This is a genomic window from Saccharibacillus sacchari, from assembly GCF_037722395.1.
Taxonomy (GTDB): domain Bacteria; phylum Bacillota; class Bacilli; order Paenibacillales; family Paenibacillaceae; genus Saccharibacillus; species Saccharibacillus sacchari_A.
Window position 1 is genome coordinate 26,070 of the sequence record NZ_JBBKAR010000037.1, and the last position, 22,640, is coordinate 48,709.

General features: G+C 58.5%; 10 protein-coding genes. 1 reads left to right on the forward strand and 9 read right to left on the reverse strand.

What is annotated here, in order from left to right; all coding sequences use genetic code 11:
* Positions 1 to 72: 72 nt before the first annotated feature.
* The 9 genes from WKI47_RS14150 to WKI47_RS14190 all read right to left on the reverse strand — a co-directional run bounded on the left by WKI47_RS14150 (position 73) and on the right by WKI47_RS14190 (position 20,436).
* The gene (locus tag WKI47_RS14150; RefSeq protein ID WP_340227796.1) at positions 73 to 4,428 is read right to left on the reverse strand and encodes an Ig-like domain-containing protein; all 4,356 of its coding nucleotides are present in this window, start codon (positions 4,426 to 4,428) and stop codon (positions 73 to 75) included.
* 121 nt (positions 4,429 to 4,549) lie between these two features.
* Positions 4,550 to 6,490, reverse strand: coding sequence for a hypothetical protein (locus WKI47_RS14155; protein ID WP_340227797.1), 1,941 nt, complete (start codon positions 6,488 to 6,490; stop codon positions 4,550 to 4,552).
* A 141-nt stretch (positions 6,491 to 6,631) separates the two neighbouring features.
* Complete coding sequence (locus WKI47_RS14160) at positions 6,632 to 8,323, reverse strand: extracellular solute-binding protein (RefSeq protein ID WP_340227798.1); 1,692 nt, start codon at positions 8,321 to 8,323, stop codon at positions 6,632 to 6,634.
* 79 nt (positions 8,324 to 8,402) lie between these two features.
* On the reverse strand, positions 8,403 to 9,278 hold the full coding sequence (locus WKI47_RS14165) for a carbohydrate ABC transporter permease (RefSeq protein ID WP_340227799.1): 876 nt from the start codon (positions 9,276 to 9,278) through the stop codon (positions 8,403 to 8,405).
* Between the two features lie 27 nt (positions 9,279 to 9,305).
* The gene (locus tag WKI47_RS14170; protein ID WP_425355464.1) at positions 9,306 to 10,277 is read right to left on the reverse strand and encodes an ABC transporter permease; all 972 of its coding nucleotides are present in this window, start codon (positions 10,275 to 10,277) and stop codon (positions 9,306 to 9,308) included.
* A 370-nt stretch (positions 10,278 to 10,647) separates the two neighbouring features.
* Positions 10,648 to 11,850, reverse strand: coding sequence for a GDSL-type esterase/lipase family protein (locus WKI47_RS14175; protein ID WP_340227800.1), 1,203 nt, complete (start codon positions 11,848 to 11,850; stop codon positions 10,648 to 10,650).
* Entirely contained in the window at positions 11,843 to 12,976 is a 1,134-nt protein-coding gene (locus WKI47_RS14180) for a glycoside hydrolase family 88/105 protein (RefSeq protein WP_340227801.1), read from the reverse strand. The genes WKI47_RS14175 and WKI47_RS14180 overlap by 8 nt, the downstream gene beginning before the upstream one ends.
* 315 nt (positions 12,977 to 13,291) lie before the next feature.
* Positions 13,292 to 14,062, reverse strand: a complete 771-nt coding sequence (locus WKI47_RS14185; RefSeq protein WP_340227802.1) for a DeoR/GlpR family DNA-binding transcription regulator — start codon at positions 14,060 to 14,062, stop codon at positions 13,292 to 13,294.
* Positions 14,063 to 14,244: 182 nt separating this feature from the next.
* The gene (locus tag WKI47_RS14190) at positions 14,245 to 20,436 is read right to left on the reverse strand and encodes a X2-like carbohydrate binding domain-containing protein (protein ID WP_340227803.1); all 6,192 of its coding nucleotides are present in this window, start codon (positions 20,434 to 20,436) and stop codon (positions 14,245 to 14,247) included.
* A 404-nt stretch (positions 20,437 to 20,840) separates the two neighbouring features.
* On the opposite strand from WKI47_RS14190, the gene WKI47_RS14195 reads away from it, so the two are divergent.
* On the forward strand, positions 20,841 to 22,619 hold the full coding sequence (locus tag WKI47_RS14195) for an L-fucose isomerase (RefSeq protein WP_340227804.1): 1,779 nt from the start codon (positions 20,841 to 20,843) through the stop codon (positions 22,617 to 22,619).
* The last annotated feature ends 21 nt before the right edge of the window (positions 22,620 to 22,640 follow it).

The window sequence follows — 22,640 nt, forward strand, 5'->3', positions numbered from 1 at the left end:
AGAGCGGCGCCTGCACGGACGAAGCGGCGCAGCGAATAAGTTTCCGCTGCGCCGACCGCCTGGATTCCGGGATTACTCCGACAATTCCATGATCCGCTGGCGGGAGATAAAGCCCAGATACCCCGCGCCGCCAATCGCTTCCGTCGATGTGTCCAGATAATTGAACACTTCCTGCCCGTCCGACTTGAGAATGATGCGCACGCCGCCGCTTTCCTGGAACAGCCCCGTTTCGATCTCGTGCTGCTGGCCGAACGTGAGCATGGTGTTCGGCACGCCGAAGCCCGCAGGCCCCGCAACGTCCGGGTTTTGGCTGACCGTGCCGTACAGGATAGTGCGTTTGCCTTTGTTGAAACGATGCAGCTCGATCTTGTCGTGGTTTAGGATCGCCAGATACATCGTGCCGGTATTGTAATTTTGCGAAATGTCCTGGCTGCCCAGCATCATCGCGTACCAGTTGGCTGAATCCGCCGCGTCGTCGATCTTCAGATCGAACAGCAGCTTCTCGTTCTGGAATTTGCGTTCCGCGTACGCCGTATAACCGGCCGGGGCGCGCAGCGCGAGCACGCCGTTTTCCAGTTCGCTCAAGCCATTGGCGGGCGTGTTGACGTACCAGCCTTCCGGATCTTCGATCGCCGATTGCAGCGAGACGGAATCGGCGCTTTGTTCGTTCCAGACGCGGATTTCGTATTCGGTGACGATAGGCGTTCCGTCCGGGTCGTCGCCGGTCAGCGTCAACGTCGCCGTGCCGACTGCGTGCGCAGTCAGTTCTCCCGCGGCATTCACGGTAAAGATCGAAGCGTCGGAGCTTGCGTACGTCACCGCGCCCGCCGTTTCCCGATCGCCGAAGCGCGTTACGCCGTGCGGCTCCAGTTCAAGCGTCGAACCTTCGCGCACATGCGCGATGCCGCCCGGCTGACCGTCCAGCGAAAAACCGACCCACTCGTCGCCCACCTGAATCTCGACGTTCAGCAAGCGCTGCACGCTGCCTTCGACGATCGAGATCTCGACGACCGCCGTTCCTTGCGCGACGCCCGTTACGGCGCCTTGCGCGTCCACCGTCGCGACCGACGGGTTCAGGCTGCGGTAACGGATATCCGCATTCGCGCCGCTCAACGTCTCGTCTTTGCCGCCCTGCTTGACCGGAGTCAATGTGCCGGTATCGCCCGCTTCCAATTCAAGTCCGGCAGCGCTCCAGCGGCCGATGTCCGTATCGTTCAGCGACGCGTACGCGGTTTCCAGACCCGCTTCGGCGATAATCGCCTGCGCGGCTTGCGGCCAGTTCGCGTCCGGCACGACCGTATTGTTTTGGAAAACGACGCCGGTGCCGTTATTGGTGTAGGTGCTTGTCGTCGTATAGTTGTTCACGTACTCGACGTCGTGGATCGACGGCACGTACGCCATCGCCCAGCGCATCGGAGACGTCCACGGCGGCGAGTCTTTCAAGTCGATCACGTTTCCGTCGAATTTCCAGTACGCCGAGCCTTCGTCCGTATACAGCGCCGCGTTGGCGTCGAGCTGGTTGCGGATATAGTTGCCGCGCACGAGATTTTTGTCGGCCGCCGTCGCCCCCGTGGTGCCCAGCGTGTAGATCGCGCCGCCGTCCCGCAGGCCCATACACATCAGGTCGTAGATCAGATTGCTTTCGATCTTGACGTTGCGCGTGACCGGATCGAAATCTTTGGCCCAGCCGTAGCCCATATGCACGCCGCTGTACGGCAGATTGTACATTTCGTTATGGCTGATCTCCATATCGAGCGGATACCCGGCCGAGACGGCCGCCGCCGATTTGTAATCGACGCCGATATCGTGGATCACGTTGTTGAGCACATCGTCGTTTTTCATGCTCAGCCGGTGGTCGTCGGGATTGAACACGTTCCGATTGGACGAATTCGGTTGGCCGACGTTGACCGCGCCGCCCGACAGATCGTAGAAACGGTTGCCTTCGATCAGGCTGTTTTGCACGCCGTTTTGCAGCCGCAGACCCGTGATGCCGAGTTTGGCGAACGTCGTGCCGGTAAAGTTGACCGTGTTCGCCAGCTCCACTTCGATCGCGGCGGGCGGCAGTTCGTCCGGCGTGCCGCTATAACGCAGATGGTTGTTTTGCGCATCGGAATGCCCGGCGTCGGTGCTCGGGTGCATCCAGGTCGTATACATGAACGACAGATCTTCGAAATTCAGGTTGCGCACCGGGGCATCGGCCGATAGCCCCGTCACGGTCACAAGCTGCTCCAGCTCCGGCGCGACCACTTCCGCGTTGCTCAGGTCTTCGCCCGGCCGCGGCATGTAATACATGACATTGCTGTCGCGGTCATGGTACCATTCGCCCGGCTGGTCCAGCAGTTCCAGCGCGTTTTCGTAGTAGACCGGAAGGGTCGCCGACGTCTGGCCCCGGTTTTTGACGTTTGCCCAACCCGGATTGCGCAGGGTGAAGGTCGCCAGTCCGTTCGATTGCGTGACCGATTGCACGCGCACCCTGGAATTGGTCCAGACGTCTTCGAATACCAGTTCCAATTCGTCCGCGTCGCTCCACGACGCGATCTGCGTATCGCGCGACGTATATCCGGCATCCGTCTTGTTCGGACGGTCCAGTCCGCCTTCGCTGCGCGCCCGCACCGCTCTTACGCCGTTCACGAACAGTTGGCGCGTCTCCAGCCCGGCGGGCGCGTTCGCACGGTAAATGCCGCTGCCCGGCTGCGTTTCCGTCCAGCCGGAAATCTCGCGGCCGCCGCTGAGCACGGTATCTTCGCCGCCCGCGCCGCGATAGATCACGAAGTGGCCGTTGCTGCCGGAGTCTTCCGGCGCGAAGCTGAGCGTATCGGCCAGCGCGTAAGTGCCCGCGCCCAGATTCACCAAGATATCGCCCGTCATGTCGTCGTTGAGCGACCGGACTTCCTGCTGCGCCCGCCCGATCGTGGCGAACGGCGCCGCCTGGCTACCTGCGCCGCTGTCGCTGCCTTGCGGCGACACGAACAATTGCGTCATGACCGTGCGCGCGGTGACGGTGACCGAAATCGTTCCTTCGGCCGTGCCGTTCGCCGAAGCGGCGGTGATCGTGACCGATCCGGGCGATACCCCGGTCACTTCGCCGTAACGGTCGACGGTCGCGACCGATTCGTTCGACGAACTCCAATCCAGTTCGGCTTCCGTCGTGTCGTCCGGCTGGATCGTCGCATCCAGCAACGCGCGCGAGCCGACCGGAACCGGACCGTCAAGCGGCTGGATCGCGACGCCGGTCGCCGGAATATCGGCGACGACGACCGTGGTCTGGGCGGCCGGAATATTCTCGTCCGGCTGCGCGGAGATGATCGCCGTACCCGGCGATAGGCCCGTCACCCGGCCGTTCGCGTCGACCGTGGCGACCGATACATCGCTGGACGAGAACGCCGCGTTGCGGTCCGTCGCGTCGGTCGGAAGAAAGTCCAGCTTCAGATCGAGCATCCGTCCGATCGCCAGATCGTACTGGCTTTCGGCGAAAGCCGCCGAAGCGGCGGCGACGTAATCAGCGGCCACAAAATCGTCGAAGCTGGCCGATCCGGCATGTTCGCGATAGACCCCCAGGTAAAAGCTGGCCATCGGGCCAGGAATTTTCATCGGTTCTTTGGTCAGCAGGCGGCGGCCGTCGACTTCCAGATCGAACGTATTCGCCGCGCTGTTCATCGCGAGGCGCACGTCGTACCAAGTACCGGCCGCGATCGGCATCAGTTTGGTCCAGCCGGATACGCCTTGCTTCATATAACTGATCTCGCCGCCGTAAACGGCGAATTGGATCAGCGATCCGGTCTGCCCGGCCCCGGCCGGCGTCGGCAGATAGATTACGGCGTTCGTCTGATCGACGCTGAAGCTGTACGACAGCGAGCTGCGGTCCGTCGTGATCGCGGCATTGCGCCGGAAGTTATGGCCGCTCGCGATCGGAGCGGCCTGCGCGACCCGCAGCACGTTGCCGCCGCGTTCGGCCGATTGCGTGATTTTGGCCGTCACGCCCGTGGGCGGCGTGCCGATCGTCCAACCGGAAGGCGGCGAACCGACGGTGCCGGATTCGAAATCGTCGGCGACCACGGCGGCCGACGAGACCAGGCTTTGCGCCGGGTCTTCGGAATCGGCGGAGACGGAAGATTGCTCGTCGGTCGGCGCCAGCGTTTCGTCCGGCGAAGAAGCTTCCGGATCGGACGCCGGAGCCTCGGGAGACGGCTCGACCGGCTGTTCGCCCGGCGACGGTTGCTCGACCGGCAGCGTCTCCCCGGACGCAGGCTGTTCGGACGGCGGCGTTTCGGTCGGCTTTCCTTCGGGTGGCGCTTCTTCGGACGCCAAGATACCGCTTGAAGCGGCGGCATGCACGTTCCCGATCCCGCTTCCCCCCAACGTTCCGCCTACCGTCAACACCGCAATGATAACGCATACATTTAATCGTTTCCAGACTTTTCCGTCCATGATTCATCTCCTTCCGCGCTCAGGCGGGATTGAATGGCAGAATAGGCAAACGCGATCTGTTGTCGGTATTCGTTCAATCGGTATTCGTTCAATCTGTCGATAAGCATCAGTCTTCGGGCTGTTATGTACATCCCGAACGGTGCGGATCAAGTTCCAGCCGCACCTGCTCGCTCCCTTGTTCCAGCAGCCGCACGCGCCGAATCCGTTCTTGCGCTTCGCGCGGCACTTCGCGGTCGTCCAGCACTTCGTCTTCGATCGAGATTCGCGAGAGGCGCGCCTCGATCGCGGCTTCGTCGCCCACGTCGTCCAGACAGACTACGACCCAGCCGGCTTCGATCCGGGAAACTCGCGGCAAATCGGGTTCGCCCGATGCTCCGGCATGCAACATCTGGCGCAGCCTTAGCCGCTCCCCGTCGCGCGCGGCGAGCAACGCGCCGGGACGGCACTTCGCGTCGTGCCGGGTTTGCAGCGGCGATACGGCGATCGCCGCTCCGTCGTAACGCAGCACGTGCCATAGGCGACCGTCCGCGCCCGGAATTTCGGCCGCTTGCCCGGCGAATCCAGGCACGAGCCATTCGTCGGCGATTTCCGCTATGGGCTGGTTCACCTGTTCCAACACCCGCAGCGCCAACAGCGCATATTCGCGCTGCGCGGCGAACGTGCGCACTTGAGGATACGGCGATCGGCGGAACAGCGCCGGCATGAGATAAGCCGTTTTGTAACTTTCCGCCGGATGCGTACGGACGGTCTCCCCGTCGTCGACGTACCAGCGGGCATACGAGACTTGTCCGGTTTCGGCCGCCGCCGACAGCGGAAAACATTGCCAGCCCAATCCCCACGTCTCGTGCTGATAGCTGCCCGGCATAACCGGAAATTCATTCAGGCTACCCAGCCGCGTCCGGCGGCCGATCCAGCTATACGCGGCGGCAGCGTCGAAAACCCGTTCTTCGCGGACGCGGGGCCAAGCTTGCGAACCGCCGTCACCGTCGACGCCACTGTTTTCGCCATGCCTGTTGCTTGTATCGTCCGCAACGCTTTCGCTTCGCGAAGCACGTCCGTCGTTGCCGCTCGCCGCTTCGACCGTACTGTTTGCGTTTTGTAGGTCTTGTCCGTTTTGCTTGAAGGCCTTACTCCCGCTTGCTTGAAACGCCGGATCGAACAGCAGCAGCGTGGACAGATCGTTCACGTGAAACGAAGTTTCCTCCAGCTCGTCCGTCCCTGTCACGCCCGCGATCAACCAAGCCAAGCTGGGCCGCAGTACTTCGCCGCCGAAGTTATAGCTGCGGATCGTCGGCACCAACTCGCGGCCGTCGTGGAACCGCAAAATATCGAGCAGCGATCTCCGATGCAGCGCTAACTTTTCCGCAAGCGCCGGCCGAAGCGGACGCAGCAGCGGTTCCGCGATCGCTAACGCGTTCAGCATGACCCCCTGATACACCAGACTCATGTTTTCGCCCCAACCCCAGCCCCGCCGCGACGTGTACGACTCCCAGCGTTCGAAATAATCCGCCGCCGCTTCCAGCCGTTCGCCGTCGCCCAGCAGATGCGCGATCGCCAGCAGCATCGCGCCGTCGCTCATCGTTTTGTTCGGGTAGTACAGCTCCGGCTCGCGGCATTCGCGTTCAAACCAGAACGCGGCGCGGCGCAGCATGCCGTCCATGATCGCGACATGCTCGTCCGGCATGGCGTCCGGCGCCCGAAGCCGCAGCGACACCAGCGGCATAAGGATAAAAAACGCCGCGTTCGTATCCTGCACCTCCGCTTCTTCCGCGTACCAGCGAAATGCGCCGTACCGGTCGTTCGCCGAATTGCGAAGCTGAAGTTCCGCCAACGCTTGCAGCGTCTGAGTCCCCGCTTCGCGTTCGCGCGGGCCGTCTGCGTTCGCCAGTCGTCCCAACGCGTAATACCCCGCCGATACCCGACCTTCGTGGCAGTACGGCAAATGCGCGATCTGGCGCGTATGCCCCGGCCGATCGTAACGCGCCAGCCCGTTTTCGATAACCAGGCTGTCCGATGCTTCCGAGTGAATCCGGCGCATGACATCTTTCGTCCATGCTTGCAAAGCCTCTCCTCCTCCCTTGCGTTACGCACTTTACGGCGAGTATCTTTGACGCCAGGCCGCGCCCGCAAGCCTTCACCGAAACGGTTCCCGCCTTTTTCCGACCTTCTGGACTTACGAACTTGCACACTTCCGAACCTTCGTCTATTCGTCCTGTTTCATCTGCTCGCCCATTTCGTAAATATCGTCCATCAAGATCGCGTCGTCTTTATGCTCCGCGTACCAGTTCGCGTAAAACTCGTCGACCTGCGCGCCGCCCGCTTTGTCCCAGATTGCTTGCGCGTCCGCAATGAATTGGTCGACCGCCGCTGGTCCGCCTCCGCCAACGATGGTCTGCATCGCCATATCCAGAATCGTTTTGTTGGCGTTGGTGTTGAGCGTGGCGAGATTTTGCGGGAGCAGCGGCAGATAGGCGCGCTGGGTGATGCCGACCATCGGGCGGGACGGGTCCATGTACGCTTTTACCGCTTCGTCGTAGATTTTGATGTAATCCTGTTCGGCTGGCGTCGGATCGACTTTGTTTTTAAGCCCGTAATTTTTGCCGATCAGCGGGGTCAACATGCTCATGTCGCGGTTGTATTCCAGTTCCGTTTTGTTTTTTTCCGGATCGATCGCTTTGGCGCGCCCGTCCGGCGTCAGCTCGTAGTTCACGCCTTCGATGCCATTCTGGATCGTGTTGGTGTATTCGTCGCTCACCATGAAGTCGATCATGCTCATGACCGCTTCCGGGTCTTTGGCCGCCGCGTTCACCATGCCCGTCATCTGCACCGGACTGCTGAGCGTCGGGCTGTAGCTGCCGAATTCCGTCGTCGGAAGCGCGATCGCGATCACTTCGGCGTCCGGCACGTTTTGCTTGAGCGCTTCGTACGAACCTACGTCCGCGCCGTTGCTGCCGTAGATGCCGAGCTTGCCGGATATCCAGGTTTGTTTTTGCTTTTCGCCGTTTTTGTCGGTCACGAAGTCTTTGTCGGCCACGCCCGCGTCGTATAATTGCTGCTGGAACGCGATCGAAGCCCGGATACGGTCCCAATCGTGTACGACCTGATCGTTTTCCAGCACCCACGGAATCTGGTCTTCGCCGAACAGCGTGAAGCCCGTGCCGTACATGTTGTTCAAAATGATGCCCGCCACGAAGCTGAGTCCCGTTCCTTCCGTATTGGCCTGGCCGTCGCCGTCCGGGTCTTGCTGCGTGAACGCTTCGGCGACCGCGAGAAACTCTTCCGGCGTGGTCGGCACGTCCAGCCCCAGCTTGTCGAGCCAGTCTTTGCGGATCAGCAGGTAATGCTGCGGTGCTAACGCCATCGCGCGGCCGACCAGATACGTTTTGCCGTCTTCCATCATGCCCGCTTTTTTCAGCGCCGGATATTTGTCCAGCATCGCTTTGTATTCGGTGCTGTGCTGCGCGATCAGGTCGTCGAGCGGCAACAGTTGCTTTTGGTTGTAGAGTTGGCCTTGATAAGCGGTATCGTATTCGAAAATAAGATCGGGCGCCTGGCGGGAAGCGAACAGCACGTTGAACTTTTGCAGCGATTCGAAGCGCGGCACGGTCACGTATTTCACGTTCACCGGACCGTTTTCGTTGACCCATTTGGTCCAACGGTTGTTATCCATCGTGCCTTCGGACGACGGCACCGTGCCGCGATCGTACAGCGATACGGTGATCGAACCGCGCGATTCGCCGGACGCCGACGTTCCCGCGCCTCCTTCGGCGTTCGTCGCGTTGCCGCCGCCGTTACAGCCCGCCGTCGTCAAAGCGAACGTCACGGCCAAAGCGGCATATACGGCTTTGCGGGCTTGAGCGGCGGAGCGAACGGCAGACAGTCTTTTTCTCGTCATGCGGAAATAACCCCCTTCGAATTTGAATACGCGTGAGATCCGGAAAAAGAAAACGCGCAACCTGTTACTTTGTCGTCGGTCACCCTTTGATCGCGCCGAGCGTCACCCCTTTCACGAAATATTTTTGCAGCAGCGGGTAGAGGGCGAGCATCGGCAGGATCATGACCATGATGCCCGCGGCTTTGATCCCTTCCGGGGTGATATTGGTGACCTGCTGCGTATCCATCGTGTTGATCTCCTGAAGCACCGATTGGCTGCGCACCATCTGCTGGATCAGCACGGTGAGGTTAAGCTTTTCGGGGCTGTTGATATAGATCATCACGTTGAAAAACGAATTCCAGTAATACACCGCGTAAAAGAGTCCGATCGTGGCGAGCACCGGCAGCGACAACGGCAGCACGATCCGCAGCAGCAGCCGCCATTCGCCCGAACCGTCGATTCGCGCCGCTTCCACCAATTCTTCCGGGATATTTTCGAAAAAAGAACGCATGATCATCATGTTGTACGTACTGACGAGCGCGGGCAGCCACAGCGAACCGTAGTTGTTGACCAGCCCGAGCGAACTGACCACGAGATACGTCGGGATCAGGCCGCCCGTGAACAGCATCGTGAACACGATCGCGAGGGAGATCCAGCGGCGTCCGTAAAATTCCCGGCGGGCCAGCGGATAAGCGGCGCAGACCGTCACGACCATGCTCAGCGCCACGCCGACGAGCGTAATCAGCACGCTGTTGCCGAGCGAGCGCAAAATGGGCGTGCCTTCGAACAGCAGCTTATACGACTCGAACGTGATTTCTTGCGGCCAGAGCGAGACGAAGCCCGACAGAACGGCGTTTTTACCGCTCAGCGAGAGCGACGCCAGATGCAGCAGCGGCAGCAGGCACAAGGTGCCGGCCAGCGTCAGCAACACGTAATTGAATACGTAAAACGTACGCTCGCCTTTGGTGAATTTCATTCCGACTCCTCCTTTCGGGATAAACGCTTACCAGAGTCCTTTGCCGAAACGGCGGGCGACCGCGTTGGTGAGCAGCACCAGCACGAACGCCACGAGCGATTCGAACAGTCCGAGCGCCGCCGTCAAGCTGAACTGCCCGCCTTGCAGGCCGATCGCGTAAATATAGGTGCTGATGACTTCGGAAATGCCGGACACGATCGAGTTTTGCAGCACGTACACCTGATCGAAGCCGACTTCCATGACCCGTCCCATCGCCAGAATCAGCATGATGACGATCGTCGGCGCGATGCCGGGCAGCGTGATATGGCGGATCTGCTTCCATTTGCCCGCTCCGTCGATCGACGCCGCTTCGTACAGGCTCGGGTCGATCGAAGTGAGCGCGGCCAGATAGATGATCGCGCTGAAGCCGGCGTCTTTCCAGATGCCCGACCCGAGGAAGATCGCGACCCACGAAGCTTCATGAAACAAAAAAGCGAACGATTGCCCGGTCAGCCGTTCCAACAGCACGTTGACGATGCCGGTTTGGGCGAAAAGGGTGACGACCAGGCCGCCGACGATGACCCAGGAGAAAAAGTGCGGCAGGTACACGAGCGTTTGCACCGTTTTTTGGAACCATTTGCGGCGTACCTCGTTTAGCATAATCGCCAGCATGATCGGAAAAGGAAACGCGATCACCACGCTCAGCACGCTCAGCAGCAATGTATTGCGGATGATTTGCAGCGATTGCGACTGCGTAAACAACATTTGAAAATTGTCGAATCCGACCCATTGGCTGCCCCAGATGCCTTCGTAAAACGTGTAGTTTTTGAACGCGATCACCAGCCCCGCCATCGGGGCGTATTTGAACACGAGATAAAAAGCGATGACCGGCAAAAACATCAGCCATAGCGGCATATTCGTTTTGAAGCGTTGGGTGTGCCAGAAGCGTCGTGCTTCGCCTGTCGATCGCGCCTGCTCCTGCTCCCGAAGCCGGACGTTTTTCGCGGGATTGGCTTTCATGGTAGACCTCCTTTTGCGATCGGCGAGAACGATTCCCCGCCGTTAAGTAAGCGTTATCATTTTGCGTTGAACGAAGCGGCGAAAAGATCGTTTCTGCCTGTTACGATACCTCCGGCCGGAACGCGCGGCAATATCCAGTTTTCGTGTTTATCGGGTGAAAACCGCGCCGTTGCGGGATTTTTTCGAGATCAGGCTCCGTATTTTTTCGCTTCCGAAACAATGGGCGCGATTTTGGGAAAACGGAGCGGCGCTATGCGCGAAACGAAAATCGCGGGCGCCCGATGCCGGTTCGAGGAAGATGCGGCGTCCGGAAAAGCAGGCATTTTTTCCGCTGCGGCGCCCGGACCGGACAAGCGCGGAACGCGCGCCGTCAACGCTGCCGGAACGAGCGGAAAAACGTATCTCGTTCGAGCGTGCCGGCGATCTGCCGGGCCAACTGTTCGCCCATGCGGATATGGCCGTCGTCGGACGGATGCACCAGATCGCAAGACAGCCCGTCCGCTTCGTGCAAAATAGAGTCTCCTTCGAGCAGGTGCAGCCTGAACGAATCCGAGCGCTTGCGGGCTTCTTCGCGCAAAATTTCATTGAACATCCCGTCTTTCGCCGAAGCGGTCGGCGATTCGCCGCCCAGCGTCGCGAAATTCGGATAGATCGTCGTTACGAAGATCGGCTTGCCCGGATGGGCTTCGCACAGCGTATCCAGCGCGTAACGAATCGCGGCGCGAAATTCGCCGCCGTCCATCCGGTCCCGCATATTGACGCCCAGCTCCAAAAAAAGGATGTCCCAATCGCCGCGCCGGGCGATCCAGTCGATCAATTCCCGCTCGCACAGGCACGAGCCGCTCATGCCCAGATTGAACAGGTCCGCTCCCAGACGCCGCGCCGTCTGCGCGATATACGCCGAGTGGCTTTGTTCGCCGCCGTGCGTAATCGAGGAGCCGTAGGCGAGCAGCCTCGCCTGCGGCACTTCGTCCGCCCGCGGCGGCCGCACGTCTTCGCCGAACGCGTCCAGGCCGTAAAACACGGCCTCGCCCCGGGCGAAGCACACGCGCCAGACGTCCGGCGCGAACCCCGACGCCGACAGCTTCGCCCCGTCGGCGTGCCACAAACGCGGCGGCGCGTGCAGCCGCAGCACGGCCGCGCTTCCGGCGGCCAGCCGGTGCTCGGAATGGAACATTCCGCCGCGGTACACCGTCACCGCGCCTTCCTGCGCCGGCAGGCCGAGCGTCACGTCCACGGTGTCCGAGGACGTGACAAAGCGCAGCTCGCAGCCGGTGCTTTCGGCTGCGATCACGCGCCCGCGCGCGTTAAGCCGGCCGCGCACGGCGGCCGGAATGCGGCGAATGTATACGCCGCCCGCGGGCGCCGGCTCCAGTTCAGCCGCGCCGTGGAACGCAAGGCGGTCCGACATAAACGGCGCAACGCCGACGCCAGACAACGCGGCGCTTTCGTTCGCGAACGTCGCATTGCTTTCTTTTTCCGCGCAACCGTCAAGCCCGCTGCGCTTTTTCCCGTCCGCGTCATGCCGTTGCTTCGGCCGCGGCGCCGTTTCGTTCGTTCGCGTTTTATCCATGACGGTCTGCTCCTTCTCCCTGTCCGCTCGCGAATCCGCTGTTCGGCTCGCCTGCTCCGATACCGTTTTTCAATGCTTCGACCAACAGCAGCAGCGTCATCGACTGGCCGTACGGCATCGGACAGATCGGAATATCGCGGTACTCCCGAAGCGTGCGCCCCATCCCGGTGCCGTACGACACGCCGTGCACGACGCCGTCGCCGTCGATTTGCGTCAGCACGTAATCCAGCGCCCGCAGCGCCGCGTCCCGATCGGATTCATTCAGATACCCGCGCCGGTACCCTTTGAGCAACCCGTACGCGAAAGCGGCGGTCGCCGACGTTTCCAAATACGATTCCGGTTCGTTCAACAATGTATGCCACGCCCCCTCCGCCGATTGCAATTCCAGAAGCTTGTTCGCTTGGCGGCGCAGCGACGACAGCAAAAATCCCCGCACCCCTTCCGGCAGCTTGATCATGTCCAGATAATCGACCAGCCCCGCCGTATACCAGCAATTGCCGCGCGCCCACAACGCTTTCGCGAAATGATGCCCGCCTTCGTGGAACGTCCATCCGTGGAAAAACAACCCTGTCGACGGATCGGTCAAATATTTCAAATGCACAAGGAATTGGCGCACGCTTTCCTGAATGCAGATTTCGTCGCGCAGCAGCACGCCCATCCGCGCCACGAACAACACGGTCATATACAGCGTATCGTCCCACAATTGCCCTTCGTTGGCGCTGCCCGTCACTTCATGCTGAAGCCCGCCTTCTTCCGTTCGCGGCATCTCGTTCAGCACGTAATCCAGCCATTCGCGGCACAAGTCTAGATAATCCGGGCGTCCCGTTTCTTCGGCTAGATAAGTCAACGTCAACATCGGGCACATCGTGTTGACGTTTTTGTCCGGCAATCCTTCCGCGATGCGCGCGTCGAACCAATCCGTCAAAAAGTCCAACAACCGCCGATCGCCCGTTTCCCGGTAATACCCGTGCAGCGCGAACAGTCCGACGCCTTGCGGCCATTCCCAATTTTCCATGGAAATGATGCCGATCGGCGCCGTTTCCGCGATCGACCCGCTCATATCCCGGATCCGTTGGATGACGCGTTCGATCGTTTGTTCCAGATGTTCCCGAGTAAGCGTTATCATAAAATCGCTCCTTTCCGTTTTGCGCTGCTCTGTTCCCTGCGAGTGTAGACGGCGTGCGGCGGAGACGTAAATAGACAAGAATCGGGTTTACCTGTGGTTAGACAGCCGGGGGTATGCAGTATGCGGGTCGTGGCGCGTCATGCCGCACGTTTCGGGAAAAGCAGCTTTTCCTTTAGAAATAGACGAACGAAAAACGCGCGGCGACTTCTCGGTTGAGAAATCGCCGCGCGCTTTTTCCAAATTGAACGATCCGCTACCCGGTGCCGTCCGTGACATTAGCGAATCGAATTTTTGACGTTGTACGGGGCTACGCGTTTACGACGGTTCCCCGCACACCAGCGTCACGCCCCGTTTGCGCAAAAATTCCATCCATTCGTCCGTCGGCTGCCGATCCGTGACCACGAAGTCGATATCGCCGAAATCGAACAGCCGGATAAAAGCCAACCGGTCGAACTTCGAATGGTCGGCGAGCAGGATCGTTTTGTTCGCCTGGCGGCGCATTAGCAGTTTGAGTTCGCTTTCCGCTTCGTTGGAATCGCAGATGCCTCCGTGCATGGACAATGCTTTGCAACCGAGCAGAGCTACGTCCGCGTTGTAACGCTCGATCGTGCGCGCGGCGTCCGGTCCGACGAACGAACTGGTCGATGCGCCCAGCGTACCGCCCGTGCCGATCAGCCGATGCCCGGATTGTTGAAACGCCGACAGCGCGACCAGCGAATTCGTGATCAGCGTCAGATTGTCCCGGCGTTCGGCCAGCATGCGCAGCGCCTCGAACGCGGTCGAACTGGTATCGGCCATCAGGCTGTCGCCGTCGTGGATCAGGCCGAGCGCGTAGCCCGCGATGATCCGTTTGGCTTCCAGATTGAGATCGTGCCGGCTCGCGTACGACGGATCGCGATTGGTCGGCGCGCTGAGTACCGCTCCGCCGTAATTTTTTTGCGCGACGCCTTCTTTTTCCAACTTGTCGAGATCCCGCCGCACCGTTTCTTCCGATACGCCGAACTGCTGCGCCAGCGCGGATACCTGCACTTTTTTGTTCCGGTATAACTCGTTGACGATCCATTCCCTTCGCTGTTCGGCTTTCATTTGCGCATCCGCTCCCTATAATCGCGACAGGCCGAAGCCTGTGACGAGCTGACTGTTCTTTTTACTATATCCGTCTTTATTTGCAACAGGCAAGAGAAAGAAACATCTTTTAAGCGTCGAAAAGCCTTCCGGTCCGCGGACATCCACGCACCGGAAGGCTTCGTCGAAACGCATGAAACGGATCAGATCAGACCGGACACTTTCAACAGACGCTCGATCACCGCCGCGACTTCGGCACGCGTCATATTCATTTTCGGAGCCAGATGCAGGTTGCTTCTGCCCGTCACGATATTCGCTTGGATCACGGACGAGACGTCGCTTTGCGCCCATGCCGCCACCTGATCCACGTCGGCGTACCCGCCGATAACGGCTGCCGAATCCGTCGCCGGAAGCTTGTCGGTCAAGCCGGTAATGCGCATTGCTTTGGCGATGATCGCCATAGCTTGTTCACGGGTAATCTTGTCGTTCGGACGGAACGTTCCGTCCGCATATCCTTGAATCAATCCGTAATTTGCGGCTGTGCGGACAGCGGAAGCGTACCAGTCCGAAGATTGGATATCGCTGAACGAAGTGCTGCCGCTATCCAGTCTCAGGCCCAGCCCGCGTACCACGATAGCCGCGAATTCCGCGCGCGTGATATTTTGGTCGGGGCTGAACAAGTCGTCGCCCGTTCCGTTAATGACAAGGCGCGAACCCATATCGTTGACAGCTTCTTTTGCCCAGTGATTCGCTACGTCCTTGAACTCCAACGGATGCCAGACCACCGAATACGCGCTGTTGGTCAAGCTGTTGATCGTCGCGAAATAATTGCCGTTCGTTTCGGTCACGCGCGTCGGCACGTGCCGCACCGATCCGTCCGGTTCCACGACCACTCCGGTCGTGATTTTGCTTGGATCGATTCCCGCAGGAAGCGCGATCGTCCGTTCGACGTAGGCATTGAATGAAGTAACGGGAATCGTGCGGTCGCCGTAGACAGCTTGCACCGTAAAGTCCAGCGGATCGGCCGAGAGCGTGAATCCGTCCCGGGCGGCCGAGTTTTTCACGATCTGCATCATGCTGTCGGTCAACGTGCTCACTTCGATCTGAACCTTGATATCGCCGAGCGAGACCGCTTGACCGAGTTGACGGGAGATCGAGTCGATTTGAATCTGATTAGACGGCAGCGTGTAGGTCGCTTGATCGGTTTTGAGTTCGATCACGGCCTGTTTTTGCTCCATGTTTTTGACCATTTGCCCCGTCAGCTCGCCGACGACCGTATTGGACGTATTGCCGACCAACGGAATGGTAATCAGAGCGCCGTTGCCTTCGGCAGTCAATTTTTGTTGCAACAGCGACGCGTCGACGGAAATGGTCGTGGTAGTTCTTCCGCTTGTCGTCTCGGTATTGGACATGCCGATCTTCTCGGTGCGGCCGTTAATCAGAATATCGACTCCGCTTGAGGTCGATACGGGCTGGGTCGTCGCGGGCGTCGGCGTGCCGGTCGAAGTCGAACCGCCGGAAGTTACCGGATTCGTCGAACCGCTGCCGCCGGAAACGGCTCTAGGCGTTACGGCATTGGATACCGCCGAGACTTCGCTTGTTCCCGCCGCATTGACGGCTCTGACCGTGAACGCATAACTGCTGCCGTTCGCAAGTCCGGTTACGACGATCGGGCTGGTCGTTCCGGTCGCCGCGACTTGCCCTGCATTATTGACCACTTCGTAACGCAGGATCGGGCTGCCTCCGGTATCGAGCGGAGCGGTGAACGACACGCTGGCTTGTCCGTCGCCCGCGGTTGCCGCAACGTTGGTCGGAGCTTGCGGAGCCGCTGTCGGCACGGCGCTTCGCTCGTTGGAAGCGGAACTGATTCCGTTGTTGAATACGGCTTTCACAACGAAGTAATAAGTCGTGCCGTTGTTGAGATTTTTCGCTTCGTAACTTCGGAGCGACGCATTTACCGTATCCGGTTTGGTATCGTAGTCGCCCGGTTTAAGCGTCTGATACACTTGGTAGCCGACCGCGCCGTCGACCGGATTCCATTGCAGGAGTGCTGTCCGGTTGCCTGCGGTAACGGCTGTCAGCACAGGCGCTTCGAACGAAACCGGAGCCGTGCTGTCGCTGACGGCGATCGCCAAATTCTGCGCCGCCCCCGCGCTGAAGTTAAAGGTCAGGTTCGTCGTGCCGACCGGCTGTTGCGCCAGATACGACTTGCTGATTGTGACCGTTCCGTCTTGTATCGTATAGTCGGTGCCGAGATTCACCGTCGAGCCGCCGTTGGTGATGCTGAGCAACGTGTTTCCTTTCAGCGTCAGCATGACCGATACGTCGGTTTGAGCCGACGGGTTTTTATCGAAAGAAGCCGTCGTGGTGCTCAACTGGCTGTCAGTCGGCAGCGGCGGTGTAGTGTCGCTGACCGTGACCGCCAAGTTTTGCGGCGTTCCGGCGTTGAAGTTAAACGTCAGGTTTGTCGTGCCGACTGGTTGTTGGGCCAAGTACGACTTGCTGATCGTGACTGTGTTGCCGCTAACGGTGTAGTCTGTTCCGGCCGTCAGCGTTACGCCGTTGTTTGTCAGGCTGGTGAACGTGTTGCCGTTTAGCGTGAGTGTTACTTCTAAGTCGGTTTGAGCATTCGATCTCTTATCGAAATTAGCCGTCGTTGTGCTCAACTGGCTATCGGTCGGAGCGGGCAGCGTAGTGTCGCTCACCGTGACCGCCAAGTTTTGCGGCGCTCCGGCACTGAAGTCGAACGTCAGGTTCGTCGTGCCGACCGGCTGCTGCGCCAGGTATGACTTGCTGATCGTGACTGTGTTGCCGCTCACGATGTAGTCTGTTCCGGCGTTTAACGTCACGCCGTTGTTCGCGAGGCTGATGAACGTATTGCCGTTCAGCGTAAGCGTTACGGCTACGTCGGTTTGAGCATTCGATCTCTTATCGAAAGAAGCCGTTGTGGTACTTAACTGGCTATCATTGGGAGCAGACGGCGTAGTATCGCTGATCGTGACTGCCAAGTTTTGCGGCGTTCCGGCGCTAAAGTTAAATGTCAGGTTCGTCGTGCCGACTGGCTGTTGCGCCAGATACGACTTGCTGATCGTCACCGTGTTACCGCTCACAGTGTAATCCGTTCCGGAAGTCAGCGTTACGCCGTTATTGGCGAGGCTGCTGAACGTGTTGCCGTTCAATGTCAGCGTCACCGTCACGTCCGCTTGAGCTGAGGTCTTTTTATCGAAATTAGCCGTCGTTGTGCTCAACTGGCTATCGGTCGGCAGCGGCGGTGTAGTGTCGCTGACCGTAACCGCCAAGTTTTGCGGCGTTCCGGCGTTGAAGTTAAACGTCAGGTTCGTCGTGCCGACTGGTTGTTGGGCCAAGTACGACTTGCTGATCGTGACCGTGTTGCCGCTCAAGGTATAATCCGTTCCGGCGTTTAACGTCACGCCGTTGTTCGTCAGGCTGCTGAACGTATTTCCGTTCAGCGTCAACGTCACGGCTACGTCCGCTTGAGCCGATGTGTTTTTATCGAAAGAAGCCGTTGTGGTGCTTAACTGGCTATCGTTCGGGGCGGGCGGCGTGCTGTCGCTGACCGTCACCGCCAAGTTTTGCGGCGCTCCGGCGCTGAAATTAAACGTCAGGTTTGTCGTGCCGACTGGCTGTTGGGCCAGGTATGACTTGCTGATCGTGACCGTGTTGCCGCTCAAGGTATAATCCGTTCCGGCGTTTAACGTCACGCCGTTGTTCGTCAGGCTGCTGAACGTATTTCCGTTCAGCGTCAACGTCACGGCTACGTCCGCTTGAGCCGATGTCTTTTTATCGAAAGAAGCCGTCGTTTGACTCAACTGGCTATCGTTCGGAGCGGGCGGCGTGCTGTCGCCGACCGTCACCGCCAAGTTTTGCGGCGCTCCGGCGCTGAAGTTAAACGTCAGGTTTGTCGTACCGACCGGCCGTTGCGCCAGGTACGACTTGCTGATCGTCACTGTGTTGCCGCTCAGAGTGTAATCCGTTCCGGAAGTCAGCGTTACGCCGTTATTGACGAGGCTGCTGAACGTGTTGCCGTTCAATGTTAGCGTCACCGTCACGTCCGCTTGAGCTGAGGTCTTTTTATCAAAAGAAGCCGTCGTTGCGCTCAATTGACTATCATTCGGTGTAGTGTCGCTGACCGTAACCGCCAGATTTTGAGACGATCCGGCACTGAAGTTGAATGTCAGGTTCGTCGTGCCGACCGGCTGCTGCGCCAGATACGACTTGCTGATTGTCACCGTATTGCCGCTCAGAGTGTAATCCGTTCCCGCTGTCAGCGTCACACCGTTGTTCGCGATGCTGGTGAACGTGTTGCCGTTCAGCGTCAACGTCACCGTCACGTCCGCCTGAGCGGAGGTCTTTTTATCGAAATTGGCGGTTCCCGGACTGATCGACGAAGACTGTATGCTTGCTCCGCCGACCAGCACCAGTTTATTGACTCCCGACACTACGATCTTGCCGTTTACGTTGACGACGGCCAAAGCAAACGCTGCCGGAGGGATAGCCGCGACGGAATTCCAAGTGCTGCCTTCATCTCCCGATGTGTACAACGTTGCGATATAGTCGTTATCTGCTCCGAGGTTGTATAAGTAACTGTCTTTCACGGCCAGCGTCGAAGACTCGAACAAACTGCTGCCACCGGTTCCGGAAGCGGTGGACCAACTGCTCAGGTCGGTTGAAGTCCGCGAAAATTGCATGTAGTTATCGGCATCGTAACCGGTCATTACATACTTGCTGCCGTCGTAACCGATACTCATGAGCGTATCGGTTTGCAACGGATAGCCGCCGGAACGTTCCGTCCAGTTGGCTCCGTCTGTCGATGTGAGCACAGCGGCTGCCGTCGGCCTTCCGGTATTTGGATCAAACGCATTTCCCAATGCGACAAATTGATTGTTCGCATACGTAATCGCACTGATCGTATTCAACGAAGTAACCGGAAGAGACGCCGAAGTCCAAGTGATGCCGTCAGCCGACGTTTCGATAACCGCCTGATTCGAACCCCCTTGACCGATCGCGACGAACATTCCGTTGGCGTAGATGACATCGGTCAGCTGTTCGTTTCCGGACAGACTGGAATAAATATTCCATGTCGTGCCGTTATTCGATACCGCGACTTTCGTAGCCGAGTGATAATTTTCGGTGACGGCTACGTATTTTCCGTTGCCGTAAGCTACAGATTTGAACGATCCGACGTCTCCCGCGAACGTATGCGGCGTCCAAACGCTCAAGTCGGTCGAAGTCCAGATCGCTCCGTTGCTTCCCCACACGCCCGCCGCCACATACTTCGATCCGTCGTAAAGCATGTCCCGGAACGTTCCTCCCCACTTGTACGCCCAGTTTGATCCGGTGTTGGAAATACTTATCCCTTCATTGCCGAACAAAAAATATTTGCCGTTGATGAACTCGGAGTTTGAAGCGAGGAACTCTCGTTCGTATAGCTGCTTGGTCCAAGTTGCGGCATCCGGCGATGTATAGACCGTCCCGTAAAAGCCGTTTTCGTAACCGAATAAATAGTAAAGTGTTCCGTCGTAAAACCCTGTAAACATTTGTTTGGAACTATCATTAAAATTTTGTTTTGAAGGCGAAGAAGCTCCGAGAAGCGTAAACGTCGACAAATCCGTCGAGGTCCAGATGTATCCGCTAATATCAATAGCAAAGTAACGATCATTCAACCATTGAAAGAAATTCATCCCTATGGCGCCAAAACCCCGTTCATTTTTAGGAATCGCGCTGGTCCAAGTCGTTCCGTTCGTGGAGGAGTACACTTTGCCTTGGTCGCTCGCGAACGCCAAGCGCGTGCCGTTATTCCCGACAGTCGCCTGCATTAGATAGTCGCTGCTGCCAACTCCGGTAGGAGTAACCGCCGTCCAGTCGATTCCGTTCGTGGAAGTCAAATATTTACCGGTAGAAGTCACGTAAAAAGCTCCGTTGCCGTTAAACGTTAAATAATCGACAGTCCTCAAAAAGTCGCTGGTGCCCGAAGAACGTTGGCTCCAGTTGTCTCCGTCCGGCGATGTCAAAATCACTCCGTTCGTTCCGACCGCCACGAACAATCCGTTTGCGTATTCGACTCCGTTGAAGCTAAAATTTTTCGAATCGCTTACGCCCGTGTACGTGCTGTCCGTTTGTCTTTTGACCGTCTGCCAATGATCGGCATCGCTGGATTTGATAAGCGCGCCTTGGGCGCCGACCGCCACGTACACCTGATTGCCGTAAGCCGCGTCGTACATTGAGGATGTTGGCAAGTCTTCCAGACTTTTTACCGTGAACGATTCGGAAACGGAATCCGCATAACCGCGAGGCACGGCGATTTGAGCCAAAAGCATAAAAATAAGCAAAACAATCCACGTGCGCGAAAAAAGTACCGCTTTCTTTTTCTTCATTGTTGTCTACCCCTCCGCTGTTCGAAATCAAGCCTGAATACCTTGTCTGTTTTCTAGTTCTTTCATCGGTTTTACGCGGCAAACTTTTAGAGTGATTTTTCGATAAAACCAAATATAATTTTTGTATAAATCAAATTATCCAATCCCACAAAAAACAGAAGTTAAAATCAAATACAATCAACAAAACCACATTTCAAACGTTTTTATTGTGGTATTTTTGTTGACTTTAAAAGTTTGTCCTTTTAAGATGATAAAGAAGAGAGTCAAGTCGTTGTGTATTTGGAACCTGTCGCGCGTAAGGAAAGGTATCAGCTTGATCGAATTTTTGAAAGCGTATACTTTTCACATGAGCCTAGCCGTTCGGATTGAAGATTACTATTTCCCAAATCCCAAGGAGGAACATCATGTCATCCACCGTTATCAAGCAGTATCCCAAGATCGGAATTCGCCCGACCATCGACGGCAGACGCCGGGGCGTGCGCGAATCGCTGGAAGAACAAACGATGGGCATGGCGCGGCGCACGGCCGCATTTTTGCAGGATAATCTGCGTTATCCCGACGGCTCGCCCGTGGAATGCGTCATTGCGGACAGCACGATCGGCGGGGTAGCGGAAGCTTCGGCGGCGGCGGCCAAGTTCAAGCGCGAAAACGTCGGCGTGTCCATCACCGTGACCCCGTGCTGGTGTTACGGCTCGGAAACGATGGACATGGACGCTTCGATCCCGCACGCGGTCTGGGGCTTCAACGGCACGGAGCGTCCGGGCGCGGTGTACCTGGCGGCGGTGCTGTCGGCTTACGCGCAAAAAGGCATTCCGGCGTTCGGCATCTACGGCGAAGACGTGCAGGATTCGGGCAGCGAAGAGATTCCGGCGGACGTGCAGACCAAGCTGCTGCGTTTTGCCAAATCCGCTCTCGCCGCCGCGCTGATTCGGGGAAAAGCGTATCTGTCCATGGGCTCCGTCTCGATGGGCATCGCGGGTTCGATCGTGGACGAGACGCTGTTCCAGCATTATCTGGGGATGCGCAACGAATACGTCGATATGTCGGAGTTTATCCGCCGGATCGAGGAAGGCATTTACGACAAGGACGAGTATGAAAAAGCGCTGGCTTGGACGAAGGCGAACTGCAAGCTCGGTCCCAACAACAACCCGGAACATTTGATTATTAGCGAAGACGAGCAGAATAAGCAGTGGGAATTCGTGGTCAAAATGACGTTGATCGCGCGCGACCTGATGGTCGGAAATCCGCGGCTCAAAGAACTGGGGTTCGAAGAAGAGTCCAACGGTCACTTTGCGATCGCGGGCGGATTCCAGGGACAACGGCAGTGGACGGACCATTTCCCGAACGGCGACTTTATGGAAACGATCCTCAATTCGTCGTTCGATTGGAACGGACGCCGCGCGCCGTATATCGTAGCGACGGAAAACGACAGCCTCAACGGCGTCGTCATGCTGTTCAACCATCTGCTGACCGGCACGGCGCAGATTTTCGCGGACGTGCGCACGTTCTGGAGCCCGTCGGCGGTCGAGCGCGTCACCGGACATAAGCTGGTCGGCGCGGCGGAAGGCGGACTGCTGCATCTGATCAACTCCGGTTCGGCGGCGCTTGACGGAACCGGCGAGCAGCAAATCGGCGGCCAGCCCGCGATCAAGCCGTTCTGGGACGTGACGGACGAAGAAGTGAAGGCGAGTCTGGAAAAAACGTTGTTCCGCCCGGCTTCGCAGGAATATTTCCGCGGCGGCGGCTTTTCGACGGACTATCTGACGCGCGGCGGCATGCCGGTTACGATGGCGCGGCTGAATCTGGTCAAAGGTCTCGGTCCGGTGCTGCAACTGGCGGAAGGCTACACGGTCGATCTGCCGGAAGACGTGCACCGCACGCTGGACGAGAGGACCGACCCGACGTGGCCGACGACGTGGTTCGCGCCGAAGCTGACGGGCAAAGGCGCGTTCGCCAGCGTTTACGACGTGATGAACAATTGGGGAGCCAACCACGGCGCGATCAGTTACGGCCATATCGGCGCCGATCTGATCACGCTCGCGTCTATGTTGCGGATTCCGGTCAGCATGCACAACGTGGAGGAAAAAGACGTGTTCCGGCCGCGCGTCTGGTCGCTGTTCGGCACGGATAATCTGGAAGCGGCGGATTACGCGGCGTGCCGGAACTTCGGCCCGCTGTATTGAATCCTCTCTAGCGGGTAGCGC